Annotated in this window: 20 protein-coding genes; 5 read left to right on the top strand and 15 right to left on the bottom strand. The window is 68.0% G+C overall.

The features are described 5' to 3' along the window. The first annotated feature begins 8 nt into the window (after positions 1–8). Genes MPE_RS07210 through MPE_RS07200 form a run of 3 tightly spaced genes read left to right on the top strand, consistent with a single transcriptional unit; the run spans position 9 to position 4,257 of the window. Positions 9–1,400, top strand: coding sequence for an L-serine ammonia-lyase (locus tag MPE_RS07210; RefSeq protein WP_011829028.1), 1,392 nt, complete (start codon positions 9–11; stop codon positions 1,398–1,400). A 56-nt stretch (positions 1,401–1,456) separates the two neighbouring features. Beyond that, the gene (locus MPE_RS07205; protein WP_011829027.1) at positions 1,457–2,926 is read left to right on the top strand and encodes a TldD/PmbA family protein; all 1,470 of its coding nucleotides are present in this window, start codon (positions 1,457–1,459) and stop codon (positions 2,924–2,926) included. Further along, on the top strand, positions 2,923–4,257 hold the full coding sequence (locus tag MPE_RS07200; RefSeq protein WP_011829026.1) for a metallopeptidase TldD-related protein: 1,335 nt from the start codon (positions 2,923–2,925) through the stop codon (positions 4,255–4,257). The genes MPE_RS07205 and MPE_RS07200 overlap by 4 nt, the downstream gene beginning before the upstream one ends. 31 nt (positions 4,258–4,288) lie before the next feature. On the opposite strand, the gene MPE_RS07195 is transcribed toward MPE_RS07200, so the two are convergent. From MPE_RS07195 to MPE_RS07175, 5 genes are all read right to left on the bottom strand, one after another. After that, positions 4,289–4,681, bottom strand: coding sequence for a cupin domain-containing protein (locus MPE_RS07195; protein ID WP_011829025.1), 393 nt, complete (start codon positions 4,679–4,681; stop codon positions 4,289–4,291). Between the two features lie 12 nt (positions 4,682–4,693). Beyond that, on the bottom strand, positions 4,694–5,800 hold the full coding sequence (gene aroC, locus MPE_RS07190; protein ID WP_011829024.1) for a chorismate synthase: 1,107 nt from the start codon (positions 5,798–5,800) through the stop codon (positions 4,694–4,696). Positions 5,801–5,890: 90 nt separating this feature from the next. Then, a complete protein-coding gene (locus MPE_RS07185) occupies positions 5,891–6,328 on the bottom strand; it encodes a hypothetical protein (RefSeq protein ID WP_011829023.1) in 438 nt (145 codons plus the stop codon). A 152-nt stretch (positions 6,329–6,480) separates the two neighbouring features. Then, positions 6,481–6,945, bottom strand: a complete 465-nt coding sequence (locus MPE_RS07180; RefSeq protein ID WP_011829022.1) for a CBS domain-containing protein — start codon at positions 6,943–6,945, stop codon at positions 6,481–6,483. Positions 6,946–7,059: 114 nt separating this feature from the next. Further along, positions 7,060–8,289, bottom strand: a complete 1,230-nt coding sequence (locus MPE_RS07175) for a YihY family inner membrane protein (protein ID WP_036230567.1) — start codon at positions 8,287–8,289, stop codon at positions 7,060–7,062. Positions 8,290–8,308: 19 nt separating this feature from the next. On the opposite strand from MPE_RS07175, the gene MPE_RS07170 reads away from it, so the two are divergent. Together MPE_RS07170 and MPE_RS07165 are read left to right on the top strand one after the other, a co-directional pair. Next, positions 8,309–8,677 (top strand): DUF2069 domain-containing protein, encoded by a 369-nt coding sequence (locus MPE_RS07170; protein WP_036230578.1) that lies wholly within the window; start codon positions 8,309–8,311, stop codon positions 8,675–8,677. After that, positions 8,674–10,080: an FAD-binding oxidoreductase gene (locus tag MPE_RS07165; protein ID WP_011829019.1), complete on the top strand. Its 1,407-nt coding sequence runs from the start codon at positions 8,674–8,676 to the stop codon at positions 10,078–10,080. The genes MPE_RS07170 and MPE_RS07165 overlap by 4 nt, the downstream gene beginning before the upstream one ends. 38 nt (positions 10,081–10,118) lie before the next feature. Here the strand turns inward: MPE_RS07165 and MPE_RS07160 are convergent, their stop codons facing one another. From MPE_RS07160 to nuoH, 10 genes are all read right to left on the bottom strand, one after another. After that, positions 10,119–10,559: a DUF1178 family protein gene (locus MPE_RS07160; protein WP_011829018.1), complete on the bottom strand. Its 441-nt coding sequence runs from the start codon at positions 10,557–10,559 to the stop codon at positions 10,119–10,121. 7 nt (positions 10,560–10,566) lie between these two features. Continuing rightward, entirely contained in the window at positions 10,567–11,190 is a 624-nt protein-coding gene (locus tag MPE_RS07155) for an NUDIX domain-containing protein (protein ID WP_011829017.1), read from the bottom strand. 12 nt (positions 11,191–11,202) lie between these two features. Continuing rightward, the gene (locus tag MPE_RS07150) at positions 11,203–11,511 is read right to left on the bottom strand and encodes a DUF2818 family protein (protein ID WP_011829016.1); all 309 of its coding nucleotides are present in this window, start codon (positions 11,509–11,511) and stop codon (positions 11,203–11,205) included. Between the two features lie 7 nt (positions 11,512–11,518). Continuing rightward, on the bottom strand, positions 11,519–13,003 hold the full coding sequence (gene nuoN / locus MPE_RS07145; protein WP_011829015.1) for an NADH-quinone oxidoreductase subunit NuoN: 1,485 nt from the start codon (positions 13,001–13,003) through the stop codon (positions 11,519–11,521). 16 nt (positions 13,004–13,019) lie between these two features. Next, positions 13,020–14,495 (bottom strand): NADH-quinone oxidoreductase subunit M, encoded by a 1,476-nt coding sequence (locus MPE_RS07140; protein ID WP_011829014.1) that lies wholly within the window; start codon positions 14,493–14,495, stop codon positions 13,020–13,022. A 15-nt stretch (positions 14,496–14,510) separates the two neighbouring features. Beyond that, positions 14,511–16,523, bottom strand: coding sequence for an NADH-quinone oxidoreductase subunit L (nuoL, locus tag MPE_RS07135; protein ID WP_011829013.1), 2,013 nt, complete (start codon positions 16,521–16,523; stop codon positions 14,511–14,513). Positions 16,524–16,587: 64 nt separating this feature from the next. Further along, positions 16,588–16,896, bottom strand: a complete 309-nt coding sequence (gene nuoK / locus MPE_RS07130; protein WP_011829012.1) for an NADH-quinone oxidoreductase subunit NuoK — start codon at positions 16,894–16,896, stop codon at positions 16,588–16,590. Beyond that, entirely contained in the window at positions 16,893–17,540 is a 648-nt protein-coding gene (locus MPE_RS07125) for an NADH-quinone oxidoreductase subunit J (protein WP_011829011.1), read from the bottom strand. The genes nuoK and MPE_RS07125 overlap by 4 nt, the downstream gene beginning before the upstream one ends. A 41-nt stretch (positions 17,541–17,581) precedes the next feature. Then, positions 17,582–18,079 carry an NADH-quinone oxidoreductase subunit NuoI gene (nuoI, locus tag MPE_RS07120; protein ID WP_011829010.1) on the bottom strand — a complete coding sequence of 166 codons (498 nt, stop codon included), beginning with the start codon at positions 18,077–18,079 and terminating at the stop codon, positions 17,582–17,584. Positions 18,080–18,092: 13 nt separating this feature from the next. Continuing rightward, positions 18,093–19,157 carry an NADH-quinone oxidoreductase subunit NuoH gene (gene nuoH, locus MPE_RS07115; RefSeq protein ID WP_011829009.1) on the bottom strand — a complete coding sequence of 355 codons (1,065 nt, stop codon included), beginning with the start codon at positions 19,155–19,157 and terminating at the stop codon, positions 18,093–18,095. Positions 19,158–19,162 lie beyond the last annotated feature (5 nt).

The following is a 19,162-nucleotide window of genomic DNA, read 5'->3' as shown; positions in this document are numbered from 1 at the left end:
ACACTGCGATGGCCGTTTCCGTCTTCGACCTGTTCAAGATCGGCATCGGGCCGTCGAGCTCGCACACGGTCGGGCCGATGCGGGCGGCCAAGCTGTTCGTGCAGCGCCTGGCGCACGAGGGCCTGTTGGAGCGCACCGCGCGCGTGGTGTCCGAACTCTATGGTTCGCTGGGCGCCACCGGCAAGGGCCACGGCTCCGACAAGGCCGTGCTGCTGGGACTGATCGGCGAGGACCCCGACAGCGTCGATGTCGACGCCATCCCGACCCGTCTGGCCGCCCTGCGCGAACATCGCCGCCTGGCGCTGCTGGGCCAGCACGAGATCGACTTCGACGAGGCCCGCGATCTGCTGTTCCGGCGCCGCCAGAGCCTCCCCTTCCACCCCAACGGCCTGCGCTTCGCCGCCTACGACGCCGACGGCGTCGAACTGGCGAACCGCTGCTACTACTCGGTCGGTGGTGGCTTCGTGCTGAGTGACGAGGTGGCCGCCGACGGCAGCCGCCAACAGAAGGTCGTGCCCGACACCACCGTGCTGCCACACCCCTACCGCAGCGGTGACGAACTGCTGCGCCTGACGCGCGAGCTCGGCTGCTCTATCGCCGAGGTGATGCGCCGCAACGAGCGCCACTGGCGCAGCGACGCCGAGATCGACGCCGGCCTGCTGCGCATCTGGCGCGTGATGCAGGCCTGCGTGGAGCGCGGCCTGCGCACCGAGGGCGTGCTGCCCGGCGGCTACCAGGTCAAGCGGCGCGCCGCCAGGCTCTACCGCGACCTGACGGCCGACCCGACCGCCGCGCTCAGCGACCCGCTGCAGGTGCTGGACTGGGTCAACCTCTACGCACTGGCGGTCAACGAGGAGAACGCCGCCGGCGGGCGCGTGGTCACGGCACCGACCAACGGTGCCGCCGGCATCGTGCCGGCCGTGCTGCATTACTATGCCCGCTTTGTTCGCGACGCAAGCGATGCTGGCATCGTCGATTTCCTGCTCACCGCCGCGGCCATCGGCATCCTCTACAAGGAGAACGCCTCGATCTCCGGTGCCGAGGTGGGCTGCCAGGGCGAAGTGGGTGTCGCCTGCTCGATGGCCGCCGGCGCGCTGTGCGCGGTGCTGGGCGGCACGCCGGCGCAGGTGGAGAACGCCGCCGAGATCGGCATGGAGCACCACCTGGGCCTGACTTGCGACCCGGTGGGCGGGCTGGTGCAGATCCCGTGCATCGAGCGCAACGCCATCGCCTCGGTGAAGGCCATCAACGCGGCGCGCATGGCGTTGCGCGGCGACGGCACCCACCACGTGAGCCTCGACCAGGTCATCAAGACCATGCGCGAGACCGGCGCCGACATGCAGACGAAGTACAAGGAAACCGCGCGCGGCGGACTGGCGGTCAACATCGTCGAGTGCTGAACTGGGGGCGCGCCGGCCTTTGTAGACTGACCTGCGCCCCTTTGCCGCTGCCCCAGATGCTCGACACGCTCGCCGCCACCGTTCGCCGCGCCACCGCCGCCCTGCCCGATTCGGTCACGCACTGGACCGCACGCGGCGTCAGCGAGCGATCCGAACAGCTCGGCGTGCGCCAGGGCGTTGCCGAAACGCCGAAGCGAGTGCGTGACGAGGGTGTGATGCTCACCGTCGTCGACGGTGGCGTGGGCCATGCGGCCACCGCCGACACGTCCGGAGCCGGCTTGCGTACCGCCCTGCTGCGCGCCCACGCGCTGGCCCGGGCCGGCGCCGGCAAGACGGTGTTCACGCCCGCGGAGCTGCCGCGCCCGCGCGACAGCGGCCAATACGCCAGCCGCGTCGAGCGACCGCACCACACCCTGACGCTGGGCGACAAGCTCGAGCTGCTGATGCGCGTGAACGCGGCCTGCCGGATCGACGAGCGCATCGTCGACGCGCAGACCAGCCTGTGGAGCGTCGAGACCGATCAACTTTTCCTGAGCAGCGACGGCGCCCACATCGAGCAGCGCTTCGCCTACCTCACGCCGGCCATCCAGGTGACGGCGGTCGACGGCGGCGTGACGCAGGTGCGGTCCAGCGCCGGACAGTACAACGGCTACTGCCAGCAGGGCGGGCTGGAAGTGCTGGACCGCGCCCGCTTCGAGCAGGACGGCCCGCGCGTCGCGCGCGAGGCGCTGGAGCTCGTGGCCGCACCCCACTGCCCGAGCGGCCGCATGGACCTGCTGCTGATGCCGGACCAGATGATGCTGCAGATCCACGAGAGCATCGGCCATCCGCTGGAGCTGGACCGCATCCTCGGCGACGAGCGCAACTTCGCCGGCACGAGCTTCGTCACGCTCGACCTGTTCGGCCACTACCGCTACGGCAGCGAGCTGCTGAACGTGAGCTTCGATCCGTCACGTGCGCACGAATTCGCCGGCTTCGCTTTCGACGACGACGGCACGCCGGCCGAGCGCCGCATGCTGATCGAGCGCGGCGTGCTGCTGCACCCGCTGGGCGGCAGCCTGTCGCAGGCGCGCGCCCGGGCCGCCGGCCACGACGTGGGCGGCGTGGCCACCACGCGGGCCTGCAGCTGGAACCGCGCGCCGATCGACCGCATGAGCAATCTCAACGTCGAACCCGGGCACAGCACGCTCGACGAACTGATCGCCGCGGTCGACCACGGCGTGGTGATGCACACCAACTGCTCGTGGAGCATCGACGACTCGCGCAACAAGTTCCAGTTCGGCTGCGAGTACGGCCGCATGATCCGCCACGGCCGGCTGGCCGAGGTGGTGCGCAACCCGAACTACCGCGGCGTGAGCGCGACCTTCTGGCGCTCGCTGGCCGGGGTGGGCGATGCGTCGACCTGCGAGGTGATGGGCACGCCCTTCTGCGGCAAGGGCGAGCCCTCGCAGGTGATCCGGGTCGGGCACGCCTCTCCGGCCTGCCTGTTCACCGGCGTCGACGTGTTCGGCGGGGTCGACGGATGAGCGGGCTGACCGAGCGCCCTCACTTCGACGCGCTGGCCGACAGCGTGTGCCGCGCCGATGGCGTGGACCGCGTCAGTCTGGCACTGAACGCCGAGGCCAGCGACTTCCTGCGCTTCAACCGCGCGGCGCTGCGCCAGGCCACCCATGTGCTGCAGGCACAGGCGACGCTGGCCGTGGTGCGCGGCCGGCGCCACACCGAGAGCAGCCTCACCCTCACCGGCGACCTGGCGCTCGACACGCAACGCCTGCTCGCCGAGCGCACGCTTCTGATCCACGATCTCTCGCTGATCCCCGACGACCCCTGGCTGCTGCTGCCGGAGGAAGCGCACAGCAGCGACCGCGACGACCGCGGTGCGCTGCCGTCGCCCGCGGCCGTGATCGACGCCGTGCGCGAGCACGCCGACGGCCTGGACTTCGTCGGCTTCTATGCCGGCGGCCCGGTGGTGCGCGCCTACGCCGACAGCCTGGGTGCACGCCACTGGCGCCGCGTGGAAAGCTTTGACTTCGAGTGGTGCCTGGTCCACGCTGCCGACAAGGCGGTGAAAACGCAGTACGGCGGCACGGCGTGGTCGCTGTCCGAGTTCGCGGCACGCCTTCGCGAAGCGGCAGCCCAGCTCGCGCTGCTGCGCCAGCCGGCGCGCGCGCTGCCGCCCGGTGCCTACCGCGCGCTGTTCAGCCCGGCGGCGATGAACGAACTGCTGGCCACGCTGGGCTGGAGTGGCTTCGGCCTGAAGGCCCGGCGCACCGGCGTGTCCTCGCTGGCGAAGCTGGCGCACGGCGACGCCCGCCTGCACCCGTCGGTGCGCCTGAGCGAGGCGCCCGGCCACGGTTTCACGCCGGCCTTCACGGCCGACGGCTTCGTGCGCCCGGCCGAGGTCCTGCTGGTCAGCGACGGCCGCGCCGTCGACACGCTGAACGCGCCCCGCTCGGCCCGCGAGTACGGCCTGCCGGCCAACGGCGCGAATGCGGCCGAGACGCCGGAGGCGCTGGCGCTGGCGCCCGGTGCACTGCCGCATGGGCGACTGCTCGAGACGCTAGGCTCGGGCCTCTGCGTGAGCAACCTCTGGTACCTGAACTACAGCGACCGCCAGGCCTGCCGCATGACCGGCATGACACGCTTCGCCTGCTTCTGGGTCGAGGGCGGCGAACTGGCCGCGCCGCTGGAGGTGATGCGCTTCGACGACAGCTTCCTGCGCCTGTTCGGCGATGGCCTGGTGGGCCTGGGCGACCGTTGCGAGCGGATGCCCGACAGCAGCACCTACCAGTCGCGGCAGCTCGCCTCGATCACGGCACCTGCGGCCCTCGTCGACGGCTGGCGGCTCACGCTCTGATCGCGCCGCCGCGGCGGTGGCGGTGGCCCGGCTATTTCGCCAGATCGTAGAGCGGCTTGCCCTTGTCGACCACGTGCACCGTGAACACCTTCAGCGAGGTGTCGCCGATCACCTTGAAGCCGCCGTGCCGCACGTCGCGCAGGTTGTGGATCGCGATGCCTGTCGGCAGCGCCATCGGCTCCTTGCCGGGCAGTTGGACCGTGGCACCCTGCACCACGTAGGCCGCCTCGACCCCGTGGTGGAAGTGCGCCTCCAGCGTGTCGCCAGGCTTGTATTCGGCGATCGAGGAGACCACCTCCATGCCGGGCGCGCCGCTCAGGTCGCTGCGCTTGAGTTCGACGCGCTGCGGCGAATCCTGCCCCCAGGCCGCAGCGGCCACCGCCAGGCCGCACAGCGCGACGAACGATCGAAGGGCGTGGCGCATCGGGGCTCCCCGTCAGGCGTCCGGCAGGTGCGCCGCGATCGGCGCCACCGGCAGGCGCACGTCGCCGCACTGCGCGCGGTGGCGCAGTGCATGGTCCATCAGCACCAGCGCCAGCAGCGCCTCGGCGATCGGCGTGGCGCGGATGCCGACGCAGGGGTCGTGGCGGCCGAAGGTCTCGACCGTCGCCGGCTGGCCCTGCAGGTCGATCGACTGGCGTGGCGTGCGGATCGAGCTGGTGGGCTTGATCGCGATCGATACGCGGATATCCTGCCCGGTGCTGATGCCGCCGAGCACACCGCCGGCGTGGTTGCTGCGAAAGCCCTGGGGCGTGAGTTCGTCGCCGTGCATCGAGCCGCGGTGCGCGACGCTCGCGAAGCCCGCACCGATCTCGACGCCCTTGACGGCATTGAGCCCCATCATCACGTGGGCGATGTCGGCGTCGAGCTTGTCGAACAGCGGCTCGCCCCAGCCGACCGGCACGCCGGTGGCCTCGACAACGATGCGCGCGCCGACCGAATCGCCCTCCTTGCGCAAGGCGTCCATGAAGTCCTCGAGCTGGCCGATCTGGCTGGCGTTGGGCGCGAAGAAGGGGTTGTCCGGCACATGCTGCCAGCCCTCGAAGGCGATGTCGATCTCGCCCAGCGCCGCCATGCCGCCGCGAAAGGCGATGCCGTGGTGTTCCTTGAGCCACTTCTTCGCCACCGCGCCGGCACCGACCATCGGCGCGGTGAGGCGCGCCGAGCTGCGACCACCGCCGCGCGGGTCGCGCAGGCCGTACTTGTGCCAGTAGGTGTAGTCGGCGTGGCCGGGGCGGAAGGTCTGGACGATGTTGCCGTAGTCCTTGCTGCGCTGGTCGGTGTTGCGGATCAGCAGGCAGATCGGTGTGCCGGTGGTGCGGCCCTCGTGGACGCCGGACAGGATCTCCACCGCGTCGGGCTCATTGCGCTGGGTCACGTGGCGCGAGGTGCCGGGACGGCGGCGGTCCAGCTCGGGCTGGATGTCGGCCTCGCTCAGGCTCATGCCGGGCGGACAGCCGTCGATCACGCAACCGATGGCGGGTCCGTGGGATTCACCGAAGTTGGTGACGCAAAACAAGTGGCCGAGGGTGCTGCCGGACATGATTCGGGGCGAATGCGGAACTCAAGCCGCATTGTGACAGCGGCCCGTGCCGTCACCCCCATGCCCGGCCCGGCCCCGCCGCTCGGACGCTCAGAATCGGCAGGCCAGCCCGAGGTGGGCGCGCATCTCGACGCTGGAGCCATCGCGGTCCTGGCGCAGCCGGGTCGGCAGCCGAAGGCGTGTGGCGCAGTCGGTGGCCTCGACGCCGATGGAGCGCAGCATGCGCTGCGGCGTCTCGGAACTCATGCTCAGTGCGTGGTGAGCGCGGCGCGGGCGGCCGGCACCGGGCACGTCATAGCGCGGCAGTTCGACGATGCTGAATTTGAAGGCAGCATCCTGCCGCGTCGCGTCGCGCAGTTCGGATTGCGCTCTCGACGGCCAGGACGGCGATGCCGGCTGCACGGTCCACGGTGCGTTCGGGGCCGAGTCCTCGCCGGGCGCCGTCTCCACGGCCGCGCTGCTGCACACCACCGCAGCCAGGCCCAGCGACGCGACACCGCGACCCAACCGCCGAAATCGAAGCTTCATGATGGCTCTCCCGCATCCCATGCGGAGAGCATCGGCGTTTCAGATGAAGCGCGGCTGAAGTGGTAACACCCCGATACCCCTGCAGCGGGGTCCCTGCCAAATGCCTCACGTCCGGGTGGGGACCCTGTAACGCCGCGGTTGCGACTGCGGCGCTACTGCTGGGGCGCCGGGGCGGAGTCTTCCTCGACCGGCCAGTCGCGGATGTAGGCCTTGAGCATGCGGTTCTCGAAATCCTGCCCGTCGACCACCGCCTTGGCGACGTCGTAGAACGAGATCACGCCCATCAGGGTGCGCTGGGTCAGCACCGGCATGTAACGGGCATGGCGGCCGAGCATCATGCGGCGCACTTCGTCGATCTCGGTGTCGGGGGTGCAGGTCATCGGGTGGTCTTCCATGACCGTGCGCACGATGGTGTCGCCCACATTGCCACCATTGCCGACGATAGCCTGGATGACCTCGCGGAAGGTCAGCAGGCCCACCACATCACCGTGCTCCATCACGACCAGCGAGCCGATGTCGCGCTCTGCCATGGTGCGCAACGCCTCGGCCAGGGGCTGGGAGGGCGTGACGGTGAACAGGGTGCCCCCCTTGACGCGCAGGATGTCGCTGACTTTCATGATGGGCTCCTTCGAGATGCCGTTGAATTCAATATACCCAGAATCCCCGGCGAGGGCCACAGAAGGAACTAGGAGCGTGACCGTCTGACGGGATCGCGGTTGCCCGACCCGGGATCAGATCAGCTCCTGCAGCGTCATCTCGCCGAAGCGCGCGCGCTGCCAGAACCCCCGCAAACCGGGGCTGGGGTCGAGCAGCAGCGCGGCGAGCAGCGGCTGAGCCGGCGTCGTGTTCGGGTCGCAGAGCAGCACATAGCGCTTCTCGCCGGCCTCGTCGAGGCGACCGACCCAGTCGAGCTCGACCAGCCGCTCCAGCGAGGGCTCGATCTGCAGCGGATCGGTGCGCAGCGTGGACGCCAGGCCGACGAGCCCCAGGCCGCGTTCACCGCGGGCGCGCGCCGCGGCCAGCTCGCGCAGCAGTTGGACGGCGGCCTGGAAGCGGTAGCCCGGGGTGTTGGGCTGCCGCACGATGTGCATCGACAGGCTCGGCGCGTAGGCGGCGATCACCGCGCCGAGTAGAACGATCACCCAGCCGAGGTAGAGCCAGATCAGGAAGATGGGCACGGTGGCGAAAGCGCCGTAGATCGTCGAGTAGGTCGGCACCTGGGCCAGGTACCAGGCCAGGCCCTTCTTGGCCAGCTCGAAACCGGCCGACACGAACAGCCCGCCCGCCAGGGCGTGGCGCCAGCGCACCTCGGTGTTGGGCACGTAGTGGAACAGCCCGGCCATCGCCGCAGCCAGCAGGCCGAACTCCAGTGCATTGAGCAACACGCTCAGGCTGCCCGGCATGGCGCCGACCACGCCGCGCGAAGCCGAGATCGCATAGGAGGTGAGCGTCAGGCTCACGCCCAGCAGCAGCGGACCGAGCGTGGCGGCGGCCCAGTAGACCAGCACGCGCTGCGCGATCGGCCGCGGCTTGCGCACACGCCAGATCGCGTTGAGCGTGCGATCGATCGTGAGCATCAGCGCCAGCGCCGTGAGCACCAGCACCACCAGGCCGACGGTGCCCAGCCGGTGCGCCTTGCCGGCGAACTGCGTCAGCGCGCCCAGCACCGGCTTGGCGATGCCATCGGGCACCAGCGACTGGATGAAGTACTTTTCCAGGGCACCCTGGAACTGGCCGAACATCGGGAAGGCGCTGAAGATCGCCAGCGTCACGGTGGCCAGCGGCACCAGTGCGATCGTGGTGGTGAAGGTCAGACTGCTGGCGGTGAGCCCGAGGCGGTCTTCGCGAAAGCGCTGGCGCAGGGTCTTCAGCGTGTCGAGCCAGGGCCAGGTCTGCAGCGTCTCGGCCAGCAGCGCGATGCGTTCGCGCCAGCCGGCCTTCAGGAGATCGGGAACGGTCATGCTCGATATGATGCCAGCCATGTTTCGATGCAATGCGGTGGACGGCACGCGGGCCGTCGCGGTGGGGAGCCTGCTCGGCCTGATCGTGCTCGGTCTGTTGTGGGAGCTCTGGCTGGCGCCGACCGGCAGCGGCATGCTGGCATTCAAGGTGCTGCCGCTCGCGCTGCCGCTGGCCGGCCTGCTGAAGCGGCGCATGTACACCTACCGCTGGGTCAGCCTGCTGGTTTGGCTCTACTTCATCGAGGGCGTGGTGCGCGCCAGCGGCGACCGTGGCCTGAGCGCCTGGCTCGCGGGGCTGGAGATCGTGCTGTGCTTGACCTTGTTCGCCGCCTGCGCGCTGCACGTGCGCTGGCGCTTCAAGCAGGCCGCTGCCGGCGCCTCGTCATGAGCGCTTCGCTGCTCGATGCGCTGCGCGCCGCGCTGGGGCCGGCGCAGGTGCTGACCGATGGCGACCGCTCGGCCTGGGAGATCGACTGGCGCAAGCGCTATCACGGCAAGGCGCTGGCGGTGGTCCGGCCCGGCAGCGCGGCCGAAGTCGCGGCGGTGGTGCGGGCTTGCGTCGCGCACGGCACGAGTCTGGTCCCGCAGGGCGGCAACACCGGCCTGGTCGGGGGTGGCGTGCCCGACGGTAGCGGTCGCCAGGTGTTGCTGAGCCTGGCGCGCCTGAACCGCGTGCGCGCCATCGACGCCGCCAACTCGACGATGACGGTCGAGGCCGGCTGCGTGCTGCAAGCGGTGCAGGAGGCTGCCGCCGCGCAGAGCCTGCTGTTTCCGCTGAGCCTGGCGGCCGAGGGCAGCTGCACGATCGGCGGCAACCTGGCCACCAACGCCGGGGGCACCCAGGTGCTGCGCTACGGCAATGCGCGTGAACTGTGCCTGGGGCTCGAGGTGGTGACCGCCGCCGGCGAGATCTGGGACGGCCTGAGTGGCCTGCGCAAGGACAACACCGGCTACGACCTGCGCGACCTGTACATCGGCAGCGAAGGCACGCTGGGCGTCATCACCGCGGCGACGCTGAAGCTGCACCCGCAACCTGCGGCACGCTGCACCGCGCTGGCCGCGTGCGCCACGCTGGCCGACGCCGTGGCCTTGCTGCAGCGGGCCCAGGCCCGGCTCGGCGCCGGGCTGACCGGCTTCGAGGTGATGGGGCGCTTTGCGCTGTCGCTGGTCGAGAAACACTTCCCCGCCCTGCCGCGACCGCTGGCGCCCAGCCCGTGGACAGTGCTGCTCGAGCAGTCGGACATCGAAGACGAGGCACATGCACGCGGGTTGTTCGAAGGGTTGCTCGAGAGCGCGCTCGAGGCGGGCACGATCGTCGATGCCGCGGTGGCCGAGAGCGTGCAGCAATCGAGGCAGCTGTGGCACCTGCGCGAGAGCATCCCGCTGGCCCAGGCCGAGGAAGGCCTGAACATCAAGCACGACATTGCGCTGCCGGTGTCGCGCATCCCGGACTTCGTGGTCACCACCGACGCCTTGCTGCAGGCTGCCGTGCCGGGCGCCCGGCTGGTGAACTTCGGCCACCTCGGCGACGGCAATCTGCACTACAACGTGCAGGCGCCGGAAGGGATCGACGCGGCGGCATTCCTGCGCGGCCACGAGCCGGCCGTGAACCGGATCGTCTATGACGCCGTCCAGGCGCATGGCGGCTCGATCTCGGCCGAGCATGGCATCGGCGCGCTCAAGCGCGAGGAACTGCAGCACTACGAGTCGCCGGTCGCACTGGCACTGATGCGCTCGATCAAGCAGGCCCTCGATCCTCAGGGGCTGATGAACCCCGGCCGCCTGCTCTGAGCGAGGCGGCGCCAGTCGCGCCGCGGGCGACGGGGGCTCTACTGAAGCGGGCCTTTGAGCGCCTTGGGCACCGGCAGCGCATGCACTTCGATGCCCTCCTCGCGCAGCGCCTGGGTCTGCTCGGCGCTGGCCTGGCCACGGATGCCGCGCTCCGCGGTCTCGCCGTAGTGGATGCGGCGGGCCTCGTCGGCGAAGCGCTCGCCGACGTCCTCCGTCTGGGCCATCACGTGGTGCACCGCGCGCAGCCAGAGCGCCTCGACGCTCTGCTGCTCGGGCGTCGGCGCACTGGAAGCCGCCTCGACCGCACGCGACGGCGAGAGATTCAGACGCGGTGCGCTGGGCAGGCGGCTGATCTCGCCGCTGCCGCAGAGCGGGCACTCGACCAGCCCGCGCTCGCACTGTGAACGGTAATCGTCTTCGGAGCCGAACCAGCCCTCGAAGCCATGACCGTGCGAGCAGCGCAGACTCAGAACCTTCATGACGACATCATGCGCCAACGACGCCCGTCGGTGCGGGCTGCCATTGCAAAACCCAGCGCCCGGCGCGCCAATGCGTGAGCCATAGCATGCCGATCAGCGTTTTCGCGTCGGTCAGTTCGCCGCTCGCCGCCATCACCTCGAGCTCCTCCAGCGTGACCGTGGAGACGTCGAGGAACTCGCCGGCGTCGAGATGGCGCTCGCCGGCGACCAGACCACGCGCGAACCAGACCTCGATGCCTTCGTCGGAGTAGGCGATGGCGTTGTGCAGCAGGCCGGCCCGCGCCCATTCGCGCGCCCGGTAGCCGGTCTCCTCGGCCAACTCGCGCACCGCGCAATGCAGCACGGGTTCGCAGGCGTCCAGCTTGCCGGCCGGGAACTCGATGAAGGCACGGTGCAAGGGATAGCGGAACTGCCGCTCGACGACCAGGCGGCCGTCGTCGAGCAACGGCACGATCATCACGGCCCCGGGGTGGACGATGTACTCGCGGGCCGCTTCGCCACCGTCCGGCAGGCGCACCGTGTCGCGGCGCACGTCGAGAAAATGGCCGCGATAGACCTGGGTGCTGATGACGCAGTCCTCACGCAGGTGGCGGTCGTCGGCGGGGGACATCCGGTCGGGTGTGGCACTCATCGCGATCCGGGTTCAGCCAGGAGGATGGCGCCGAAGGTAACGCCACACGAAGCCGGGAAATGCGAACGTGAAGAACAGGCACAGCATCACCGCATAGAACTCCCAACCCTGCGGATGGCGCTGACCGATGCGGGCCTCGAGTCCCATGCCGAGCAGCACGACGAGCGCGCCCAGGCTCAGCAGTTCGAGCAGGCGCCAGCCGAGCGGCTTGGCTGGCGCCCGTTGCGGGCCAACGACAAACAACCGTTCATTGACGAACGGCAGATTGGCCGCCAGCAGCGCCAGGGCGAGCACCAGCCAGACGGCGGGCGAAGTCGTCATGCCGGCCTCAGGTGGCCAGCGCGAGCCGGATGGCGTCGGCGCACAGCGCCATCAGACCACCGGGCAGCAGGCCGAACACCAGCACCGCCGCGCCATTCAGCGACAACAGCACGCGCACCTCGGTCGGTCCTGCGACGAGCGCCGGGCCGGCGGCCGGCTCGTCGAAGTACATGGTCTTGACGACGCGCAGGTAATAGAAGGCGCCCACCAGCGACAACAGCACCGCCACGACAGCCAGCACGATGTAGCCGGTGACGTTGGTCGACACCAGCGCCTGCAGCACCGCGAGCTTGGCATAGAAGCCCACCGCCGGCGGGATGCCCGCCAGCGAGAACATGCAGATGCCCATGATGGCTGCGAGCAGCGGGTTGCGCTGGTTGAGCCCACGGAGGTCATCGATCTCCTCGGCCTCGAAGCCCTGGCGTGCCAACACCATGATCACGCCGAAGGTGCACAACGTGGTCAGCAGGTAGGTGACCAGGTAGAACATCGCCGAGCTGTAGCCGTTGGCGGCCGAGAAGGTGTTGCCGGAGATCACGGTCGGCGTCAGGCCCAGCAGCATGAAGCCGAGCTGGGCGATCGCCGAATAGGCCAGCATGCGCTTGAGGTTGCTCTGCGCGATCGCGGCGACATTGCCGATCACCATCGACGCGACCGACAGCACGATGAGCATCTGCTGCCAGTCGAGCGCGAGGCCGATCATGCCCTCGACCAGCAGGCGGATCGTGATCGCGAAGGCGGCCAGCTTGGGAGCGCCGGCGATCATCAGCGTGATCGCCGTGGGCGCACCCTGATAGACGTCAGGCACCCACATGTGGAAGGGCACGACGCCGAGCTTGAAGCCCAGGCCGGCGACCACGAACACCACGCCGAACACCAGCACCTGCTTGTTGATCTGCCCGGTGCCGATGGCCTTGAACACCTCGCCGAGGTCGAGCGAACCGGTCGCGCCGTACATCATCGACAGGCCGTACAGCAGGAAGCCGCTGGCGAGCGCGCCCAGCACGAAATACTTCATCGCCGCTTCGGTGGACACCGCGTGATCCCGGCGCAGCGCGACCAGCGCGTACAGGCTCAGCGACATCAGCTCCAGGCCCAGGTAGATGACCAGGAAGTTGTTGGCCGAGATCATGATCGAGATCCCGAGCAGCGAGAACAGCGCCAGCGTGAACAGTTCGCCCTTCAGCAGCTCGCGGTCGGCGGCATAAGGGCGCGCGTAGACCAGCGTGATGAAGGTCGCGACGGTGGCGAAGAAGGCCAGCAGATGGCCCATCGGATCGGCCACCACCATGCCCTGCATCGCGTAGAGCGTGAAGCCGCCCCGGAAGTAGCTGAGATGCATCAGCGCCACGGCGACCAGCGTCGCCAGTGACAGCACATAGGTCAGGGTGCGCTTGGGCGATCGCGAGTACAGATCGACCAGCGCGATCACGCAGGTCATCGCGAGCAGCACGATCTCGGGGTAGATGGCGAGCCAGTTCATGTCGTTCATAGAGGTGGCCTGGCGATCAGTTCAGCTTCGAGACAGCCACGTGCTTCAGCAGTTCGGTCACGGAGACCTGCATCACGTCGGTGAAGGGCTTCGGGTAGACGCCCATCCACAGCACCGCGGCGGCCAGCAGCGACAACATGAAGAACTCGCGGCCGTTGATGTCGGTCAGTTCGCGCACGTGGTCGTTCGCCACCGCGCCGAAGTAGACGCGCTTGACCATCCAAAGCGTGTAGGCAGCACCGAAGATCAGCGTCGTGGCTGCCAGCAGGCCGATCCAGAAGTTGAACTTCACGGCGCCGAGGATCACCATCCACTCGCCGACGAAGCCGGCGGTGCCCGGCAGGCCGCAGTTGGCCATGGCGAAGAAGACCGCCAGCGCGGTGAACTTCGGCATCGTGTTGACCACCCCGCCGTAGGACGCGATCTCGCGCGAGTGGACGCGGTCGTAGAGCACGCCGATGCACAGGAACATGGCCCCCGAGACGAAGCCGTGGCTGATCATCTGCACGATGCCGCCCGAGACGCCCAGTTCGTTGAAGATGAAGAAGCCCAACGTCACGAAGCCCATGTGGGCGATCGACGAATAGGCCACCAGCTTCTTCATGTCCTGCTGCACCAGCGCCACCAGGCCGATGTACAGCACGGCGATCAGCGACAGCGCGATGACGAAGAAGGCCCATTCGTGGCTGGCGTCCGGCGCGATCGGCATCGAGAAGCGCAGGAAGCCGTAGGCGCCGAGCTTGAGCATGATGGCCGCCAGCACCACCGAGCCGCCGGTCGGTGCCTCGACGTGGGCGTCGGGCAGCCAGGTGTGCACCGGCCACATCGGCACCTTGACCGCGAAGGCGGCGAAGAAGGCGAAGAACAGCAGCGTCTGCGCCGTCATCGGCAGCGGCAGCGTGTGCCACTCGAGGATCTCGAAGCTGCCGCCCGACTTGTAGTACAGGTAGATCAGCGCGATCAGCATCAGCAGCGAGCCGAGCAGCGTGTAGAGGAAGAACTTGAACGCGGCATAGACGCGCCGCGGGCCGCCCCACACGCCGATGATGATGTACATCGGGATCAGCGTGGCCTCGAAGAACACGTAGAACAGCAGCCCGTCGAGCGCCGAGAACACACCGACCATCAGGCCCGACAGGATCAGGAAGGCGCCCATGTACTGGTTGACGCGCTCCGTGACCACCTCCCAGGCGGCGATGACGACGATGACCGTGATGAAGGCCGTGAGCAGCACGAACCACACCGAGATACCGTCGACGCCCAGGTGGTAGCGCACGTTGAAGCGGTCGATCCAGGCGAGGTTCTCGCTGAACTGCATCGACGCGGTCGCGGTGTCGAAGCCCGTGACGAGCGGCAGCGTGACGGCGAAGCTGAGCACCGCGGCGACCAGCGCGATCCAGCGGACGACGCCGGCGTGCTCGTCGCGCCCGGCGGCGAGCAGCACAACGCCGAACACGATCGGCATCCAGATGGCGAGCGAAAGCAGACCCATGTCAGTCGTCCTCGCTCACTTGGCCAGCCACACGAACCAGGTCATCAGCGCGAACACGCCGATGATCATGACCAGTGCGTAGTGGTAGATGTAGCCGGACTGGAAGGGCTTGGTCAGCGTGGCGATCCAGCCGACCAGGCGCGCCGAGCCGTTGATCGCACCGTCGATGACGGCCACGTCGCCACCCCTCCACAGGCCGCGCCCCAGGCCACGGGCGGCCGGCGCCAGCAGGTTCTCGTTGATCCAGTCCATGTAGTACTTGTTCTCGAGGAGACGCACGATCGGCGACAACGTGCGCGCGATCGCGGCAGGGATGCCCGGCTTGAGCATGTAGAACACGTAGGCGATCACCACGCCGGCGAGCGCCAGCCAGAACGGCAGCGTCTGGAGACCGTGCAGCGCCATCGCCGCGGCGCCGTGGAACGCCTCGGCCAGCTCTTCCAGTGCCGGATGCGCGGCGGCATTGACGAAGATCGAGTCCTTGAAGAAGTCCCCGAACAGCATCGGCTGGATCGTCAGGTAGCCGATCAGCACCGACGGAATGGCCAGCAGCACCAGCGGCACCGTCACGACCCAGGGAGACTCGTGCGGATCATGGTGCACGGCATGGCCGTGGTCATCGTGCGCGTCGTGGTGGTCGTGCTCGCCCGGGAAGGGCTTGTCGCGGAAGCGCTCCTTGCCGTGGAACACGAGGAAGTACATCCGGAACGAGTAGAAGGCCGTGACGAACACGCCGGCGACAACCGCCAGGTAGGCAAAGCCCGAGCCCCACAGGTGGCTCGCGTGCACCGCCTCGATGATCGAGTCCTTGCTGTAGAAGCCCGAGAACAGCGGAGTGCCGATCAGTGCCAGCGAGCCCAGCAGCGAGGTGATCCAGGTGATGGGCATGTACTTGCGCAGGCCGCCCATGTTGCGGATGTCCTGGTCGTGGTGCATGCCGATGATCACCGAGCCGGCACCGAGGAACAGCAGCGCCTTGAAGAAGGCGTGGGTCATCAGGTGGAAGACGGCGATCGAGTAGGCCGAGGCCCCGAGCGCCACCGTCATGTAGCCCAGCTGCGACAGCGTCGAGTAGGCCACCACGCGCTTGATGTCGTTCTGGATGATGCCCAGGAAACCCATGAACAGCGCGGTGATCGCGCCGATCACCATCACGAAGGACAGCGCCGTATCGGACAGCTCGAACAGCGGCGACATGCGCGCGACCATGAAGATGCCGGCGGTCACCATCGTCGCCGCGTGGATCAGCGCCGAGATCGGCGTCGGGCCTTCCATCGAGTCCGGCAACCAGACGTGCAGCGGGAACTGCGCGCTCTTGCCCATCGCGCCGATGAAGAGGCAGATACAGGCCACCGTGATCAGCATCCAGTCGGTGCCGGGGAAACCCTGCTTCGCCAGTTCGGGCGCCTGGGCGAACAGCTCGCCGTAGTTGAGCGTGCCGCCGTAGGCCAGCAGCAGGCCGATGCCGAGGATGAAGCCGAAGTCACCGACCCGGTTCACCAGGAAGGCCTTCATGTTGGCGAAGATCGCCGTCGGCTTGGTGTACCAGAAGCCGATCAGCAGGTAGCTCACCAGGCCCACCGCCTCCCAGCCGAAGAACAGCTGCAGCATGTTGTTGCTCATCACGAGCATCAACATCGAGAAGGTGAACAGCGAGATGTAGGAGAAGAAGCGCTGGTAGCCCGGGTCTTCTTCCATGTAGCCGATGGTGTAGATGTGCACCATCAGCGAGACGAAGGTCACCACGCACATCATCATCGCGGTGAGGCCGTCCACGAGGAAGCCGACCTCCATCTTCAGGCCGCCGATCACCAGCCACTCGTAGATCGTGGCGTTGAAGCGCGCGCCGTCGAGCACCACGGCCTTCAGCGTGATCGCCGAGAGCACGAAGGCGATCAGCACACCGAGGATGGTGACGCTGTGCGCACCACGCCGCCCGACCGCCTTGCCGAACAGGCCGGCCACCACGGCACCCACCAGGGGCGCGAGCGGTACGGCGAGCAGCATCGATTGTGAAAGTCCAGCCATCTTGTTGTTCTCTGCTCTTTCGAACGGACGGGCACGCCGGCCCGCCCCTGCGTTGGGTCGTGGGTCAGCCCTTCAGTGCGTCGAGCTCGTCGACGTTGATCGTCGATCGGTTGCGGAACAGCACCACCAGGATGGCCAGGCCGATCGCCGATTCGGCGGCGGCCACGGTCAGGATGAAGAACACGAACACCTGGCCGGCCATGTCGCCCAGGTAGTGGGAGAAGGCCACGAAGTTCAGGTTGACGGCCAGCAGCATCAGCTCGATCGCCATCAGCAGCACGATGAGGTTCTTGCGGTTCAGGAAGATGCCGATCACCGACAGCGCGAACAGCATCGCGCCCAGCGAGAGGTAATGGCCCAGCGTGATGCTCATGTCTTCCCTCCGGTGGCTGCCGGTTCGGCCGGCGCCGGCGGCGCTGGCGGACGCTCGGGCTGCATCTGGACGATGCGCACGCGGTCGGCCTTGCGCACCTTCACCTGTGCGGACGGGTCGACGTACTTGCTGTCCTTGCGCTTGCGCAGCGTCAGCGCAATCGCCGCGATGATGGCCACCAGAAGCAGCACCGCGGCGATCTGCAGCGGGTACAGGTAGTGCGTGTAGATCTCGATGCCGAGCAGCTTGGTGTTGCCCATCTGCGCGGCCACGGCATCGAGCGGCGGCGCCTCGGGCAGATCGAAGCCCCGGCGCAGCACCCAGATCATCTCGGCCGCGATCACTGCGCCGATCGTGCCTGCCACCGGGAACAGCTGCCAGAAGCCCTTGCGTACCGTGTCGGCATTGGCGTCGAGCATCATCACCACGAACAGGAACAGCACCATCACGGCCCCGACGTAGACCAGCACCAGCGAGATCGCCAGGAACTCGGCCTCCAGCAACATCCACACGCAGGCGGCGTTGAAGAAGGCCAGCACCAGGTAGAGCGCGGCATAGACGGCGCTGCGCGCGGTGATGACGCGGAACGAGGCGAACAGGAGGATCGCCGAGAAGACGTAGAAAAGCGCAGATTCTGTGTTCATGGTGTCGTCCGCAACCGAAGTCCGGGCCCTCGAGGGCCAGGTCACCGGTAGGCTGCGTCGGCCTCCTTGTTGGCGGCGATTTCGTTTTCGTAGCGGTCGCCCACGGCCAGCAACATGTCCTTGGTGAAGTACAGGTCGCCGCGCTTCTCGCCGTGGTATTCGAAGATGTGGGTCTCTACGATCGAGTCGACGGGGCAGCTTTCCTCGCAGAAGCCGCAGAAGATGCACTTGGTCAGGTCGATGTCGTAGCGCGTCGTGCGGCGGCTGCCGTCGTCGCGCACCTCGGACTCGATGGTGATGGCCAGCGCCGGACAGACCGCCTCGCACAACTTGCAGGCGATGCAGCGTTCCTCGCCGTTCTCGTAGCGGCGCAGCGCGTGCAGGCCGCGGAAACGCGGCGACAGCGGCGTCTTCTCTTCCGGGAACTGCACCGTGATGGCCGGCGACAGGAAGTGCCGGCCGGTCAGCTTCATCCCCTTCAGCAGTTCGAGAAGGAAGAAGGTGTTGAAGAATTCCTTGATGGAGGCCACAGCGGACATGGTCAGGCCCTCCTTATTTCCAGATGTTCCACGGCGACTGGATCCACAGCCCCACGACGACCAGCCAGATCAACGTGATCGGGATGAAGATCTTCCAGCCCAGCCGCATGATCTGGTCGTAGCGAAAGCGCGGGAACGTGGAGCGCACCCACAGGAACATGGTCACGACCACGAAGGTCTTGAGGCCCAGCCAGATCCAACCCGGAATCCAGTTGAAGACGACGCTGTCGATCGGCGGCAGCCAGCCCCCCAGGAACATGGTCACGGCAAGCGCCGAGATCAGGATCATGTTGGCGTACTCGGCCAGGAAGAACATGGCGAAGGCCATGCCCGAGTACTCGATCATGTGACCGGCCACGATCTCGGACTCGCCTTCCACCACGTCGAAGGGGTGGCGGTTGGTCTCGGCGAGGCCGGAGATGAAGTAGACGATGAAGATGGGGAACAGCGGCAGCCAGTTCCAGCTGAGGAAGTTGAGCCCCATGTCGGCGAAGCGCCCCCTGTCCTGCCCGAGCACGATCTCGGTCATGTTCAGGGTGCCCGACACCATCAGCACCACCACCAGCGCGAAGCCCATCGCGATCTCGTAGCTGACCATCTGCGCCGAGGCGCGCAGCGCGCCGAGGAAGGCGTACTTCGAGTTCGATGCCCAGCCGGCGATGATCACGCCATAGACCTCCATCGAGGTGATCGCCATCAGGAACAGCAGGCCGGCGTTGATGTTGGCCAGCGCCACTTCCGGGCCGAACGGCACGACCACCCAGGCGGCAAGCGCCGGCATGATGGTCATCACGGGGCCGAGCAGGAACAGGCCCTTGTTGGCCGCCGTCGGCAGGATGATTTCCTTGAAGATCAGCTTGACCGCATCGGCGATCGGCGTGAGCAGGCCCCAGGGGCCGACGCGGTTGGGGCCGGGACGGATCTGCGTCCAGCCGATGGCCTTGCGTTCCCACAGCGTGAGGTAGGCGACGCAACCCATCAGCGGCGCGATCAGTGCCACGATCTTGATCAGGTTCCACACGACGGGCCAGAAGCCGCCGAGCAGGCTGCTGCCGAACTGGTTGAAGCTCTCGATCATGATGT

The organism is Methylibium petroleiphilum PM1 (assembly GCF_000015725.1).
Lineage (GTDB): Bacteria > Pseudomonadota > Gammaproteobacteria > Burkholderiales > Burkholderiaceae_C > Methylibium > Methylibium petroleiphilum.
This window is presented reverse-complemented; position numbering and strand designations above follow the sequence as displayed.

What these genes read in the sequence shown, in the direction of transcription:
- MPE_RS07210 (WP_011829028.1), top strand. Translation starts at nt 9, where the DNA reads ATGGCCGTTTCCGTCTTCGACCTGTTCAAGATCGGCATCGGGCCGTCG.
- MPE_RS07205 (WP_011829027.1), top strand. Translation starts at nt 1,457, where the DNA reads ATGCTCGACACGCTCGCCGCCACCGTTCGCCGCGCCACCGCCGCCCTG.
- MPE_RS07200 (WP_011829026.1), top strand. Translation starts at nt 2,923, where the DNA reads ATGAGCGGGCTGACCGAGCGCCCTCACTTCGACGCGCTGGCCGACAGC.
- MPE_RS07195 (WP_011829025.1), bottom strand. Translation starts at nt 4,681, where the DNA reads ATGCGCCACGCCCTTCGATCGTTCGTCGCGCTGTGCGGCCTGGCGGTG.
- aroC (WP_011829024.1), bottom strand. Translation starts at nt 5,800, where the DNA reads ATGTCCGGCAGCACCCTCGGCCACTTGTTTTGCGTCACCAACTTCGGT.
- MPE_RS07185 (WP_011829023.1), bottom strand. Translation starts at nt 6,328, where the DNA reads ATGAAGCTTCGATTTCGGCGGTTGGGTCGCGGTGTCGCGTCGCTGGGC.
- MPE_RS07180 (WP_011829022.1), bottom strand. Translation starts at nt 6,945, where the DNA reads ATGAAAGTCAGCGACATCCTGCGCGTCAAGGGGGGCACCCTGTTCACC.
- MPE_RS07175 (WP_036230567.1), bottom strand. Translation starts at nt 8,289, where the DNA reads ATGACCGTTCCCGATCTCCTGAAGGCCGGCTGGCGCGAACGCATCGCG.
- MPE_RS07170 (WP_036230578.1), top strand. Translation starts at nt 8,309, where the DNA reads ATGTTTCGATGCAATGCGGTGGACGGCACGCGGGCCGTCGCGGTGGGG.
- MPE_RS07165 (WP_011829019.1), top strand. Translation starts at nt 8,674, where the DNA reads ATGAGCGCTTCGCTGCTCGATGCGCTGCGCGCCGCGCTGGGGCCGGCG.
- MPE_RS07160 (WP_011829018.1), bottom strand. Translation starts at nt 10,559, where the DNA reads ATGAAGGTTCTGAGTCTGCGCTGCTCGCACGGTCATGGCTTCGAGGGC.
- MPE_RS07155 (WP_011829017.1), bottom strand. Translation starts at nt 11,190, where the DNA reads ATGAGTGCCACACCCGACCGGATGTCCCCCGCCGACGACCGCCACCTG.
- MPE_RS07150 (WP_011829016.1), bottom strand. Translation starts at nt 11,511, where the DNA reads ATGACGACTTCGCCCGCCGTCTGGCTGGTGCTCGCCCTGGCGCTGCTG.
- nuoN (WP_011829015.1), bottom strand. Translation starts at nt 13,003, where the DNA reads ATGAACGACATGAACTGGCTCGCCATCTACCCCGAGATCGTGCTGCTC.
- MPE_RS07140 (WP_011829014.1), bottom strand. Translation starts at nt 14,495, where the DNA reads ATGGGTCTGCTTTCGCTCGCCATCTGGATGCCGATCGTGTTCGGCGTT.
- nuoL (WP_011829013.1), bottom strand. Translation starts at nt 16,523, where the DNA reads ATGGCTGGACTTTCACAATCGATGCTGCTCGCCGTACCGCTCGCGCCC.
- nuoK (WP_011829012.1), bottom strand. Translation starts at nt 16,896, where the DNA reads ATGAGCATCACGCTGGGCCATTACCTCTCGCTGGGCGCGATGCTGTTC.
- MPE_RS07125 (WP_011829011.1), bottom strand. Translation starts at nt 17,540, where the DNA reads ATGAACACAGAATCTGCGCTTTTCTACGTCTTCTCGGCGATCCTCCTG.
- nuoI (WP_011829010.1), bottom strand. Translation starts at nt 18,079, where the DNA reads ATGTCCGCTGTGGCCTCCATCAAGGAATTCTTCAACACCTTCTTCCTT.
- nuoH (WP_011829009.1), bottom strand. Translation starts at nt 19,157, where the DNA reads ATGATCGAGAGCTTCAACCAGTTCGGCAGCAGCCTGCTCGGCGGCTTC.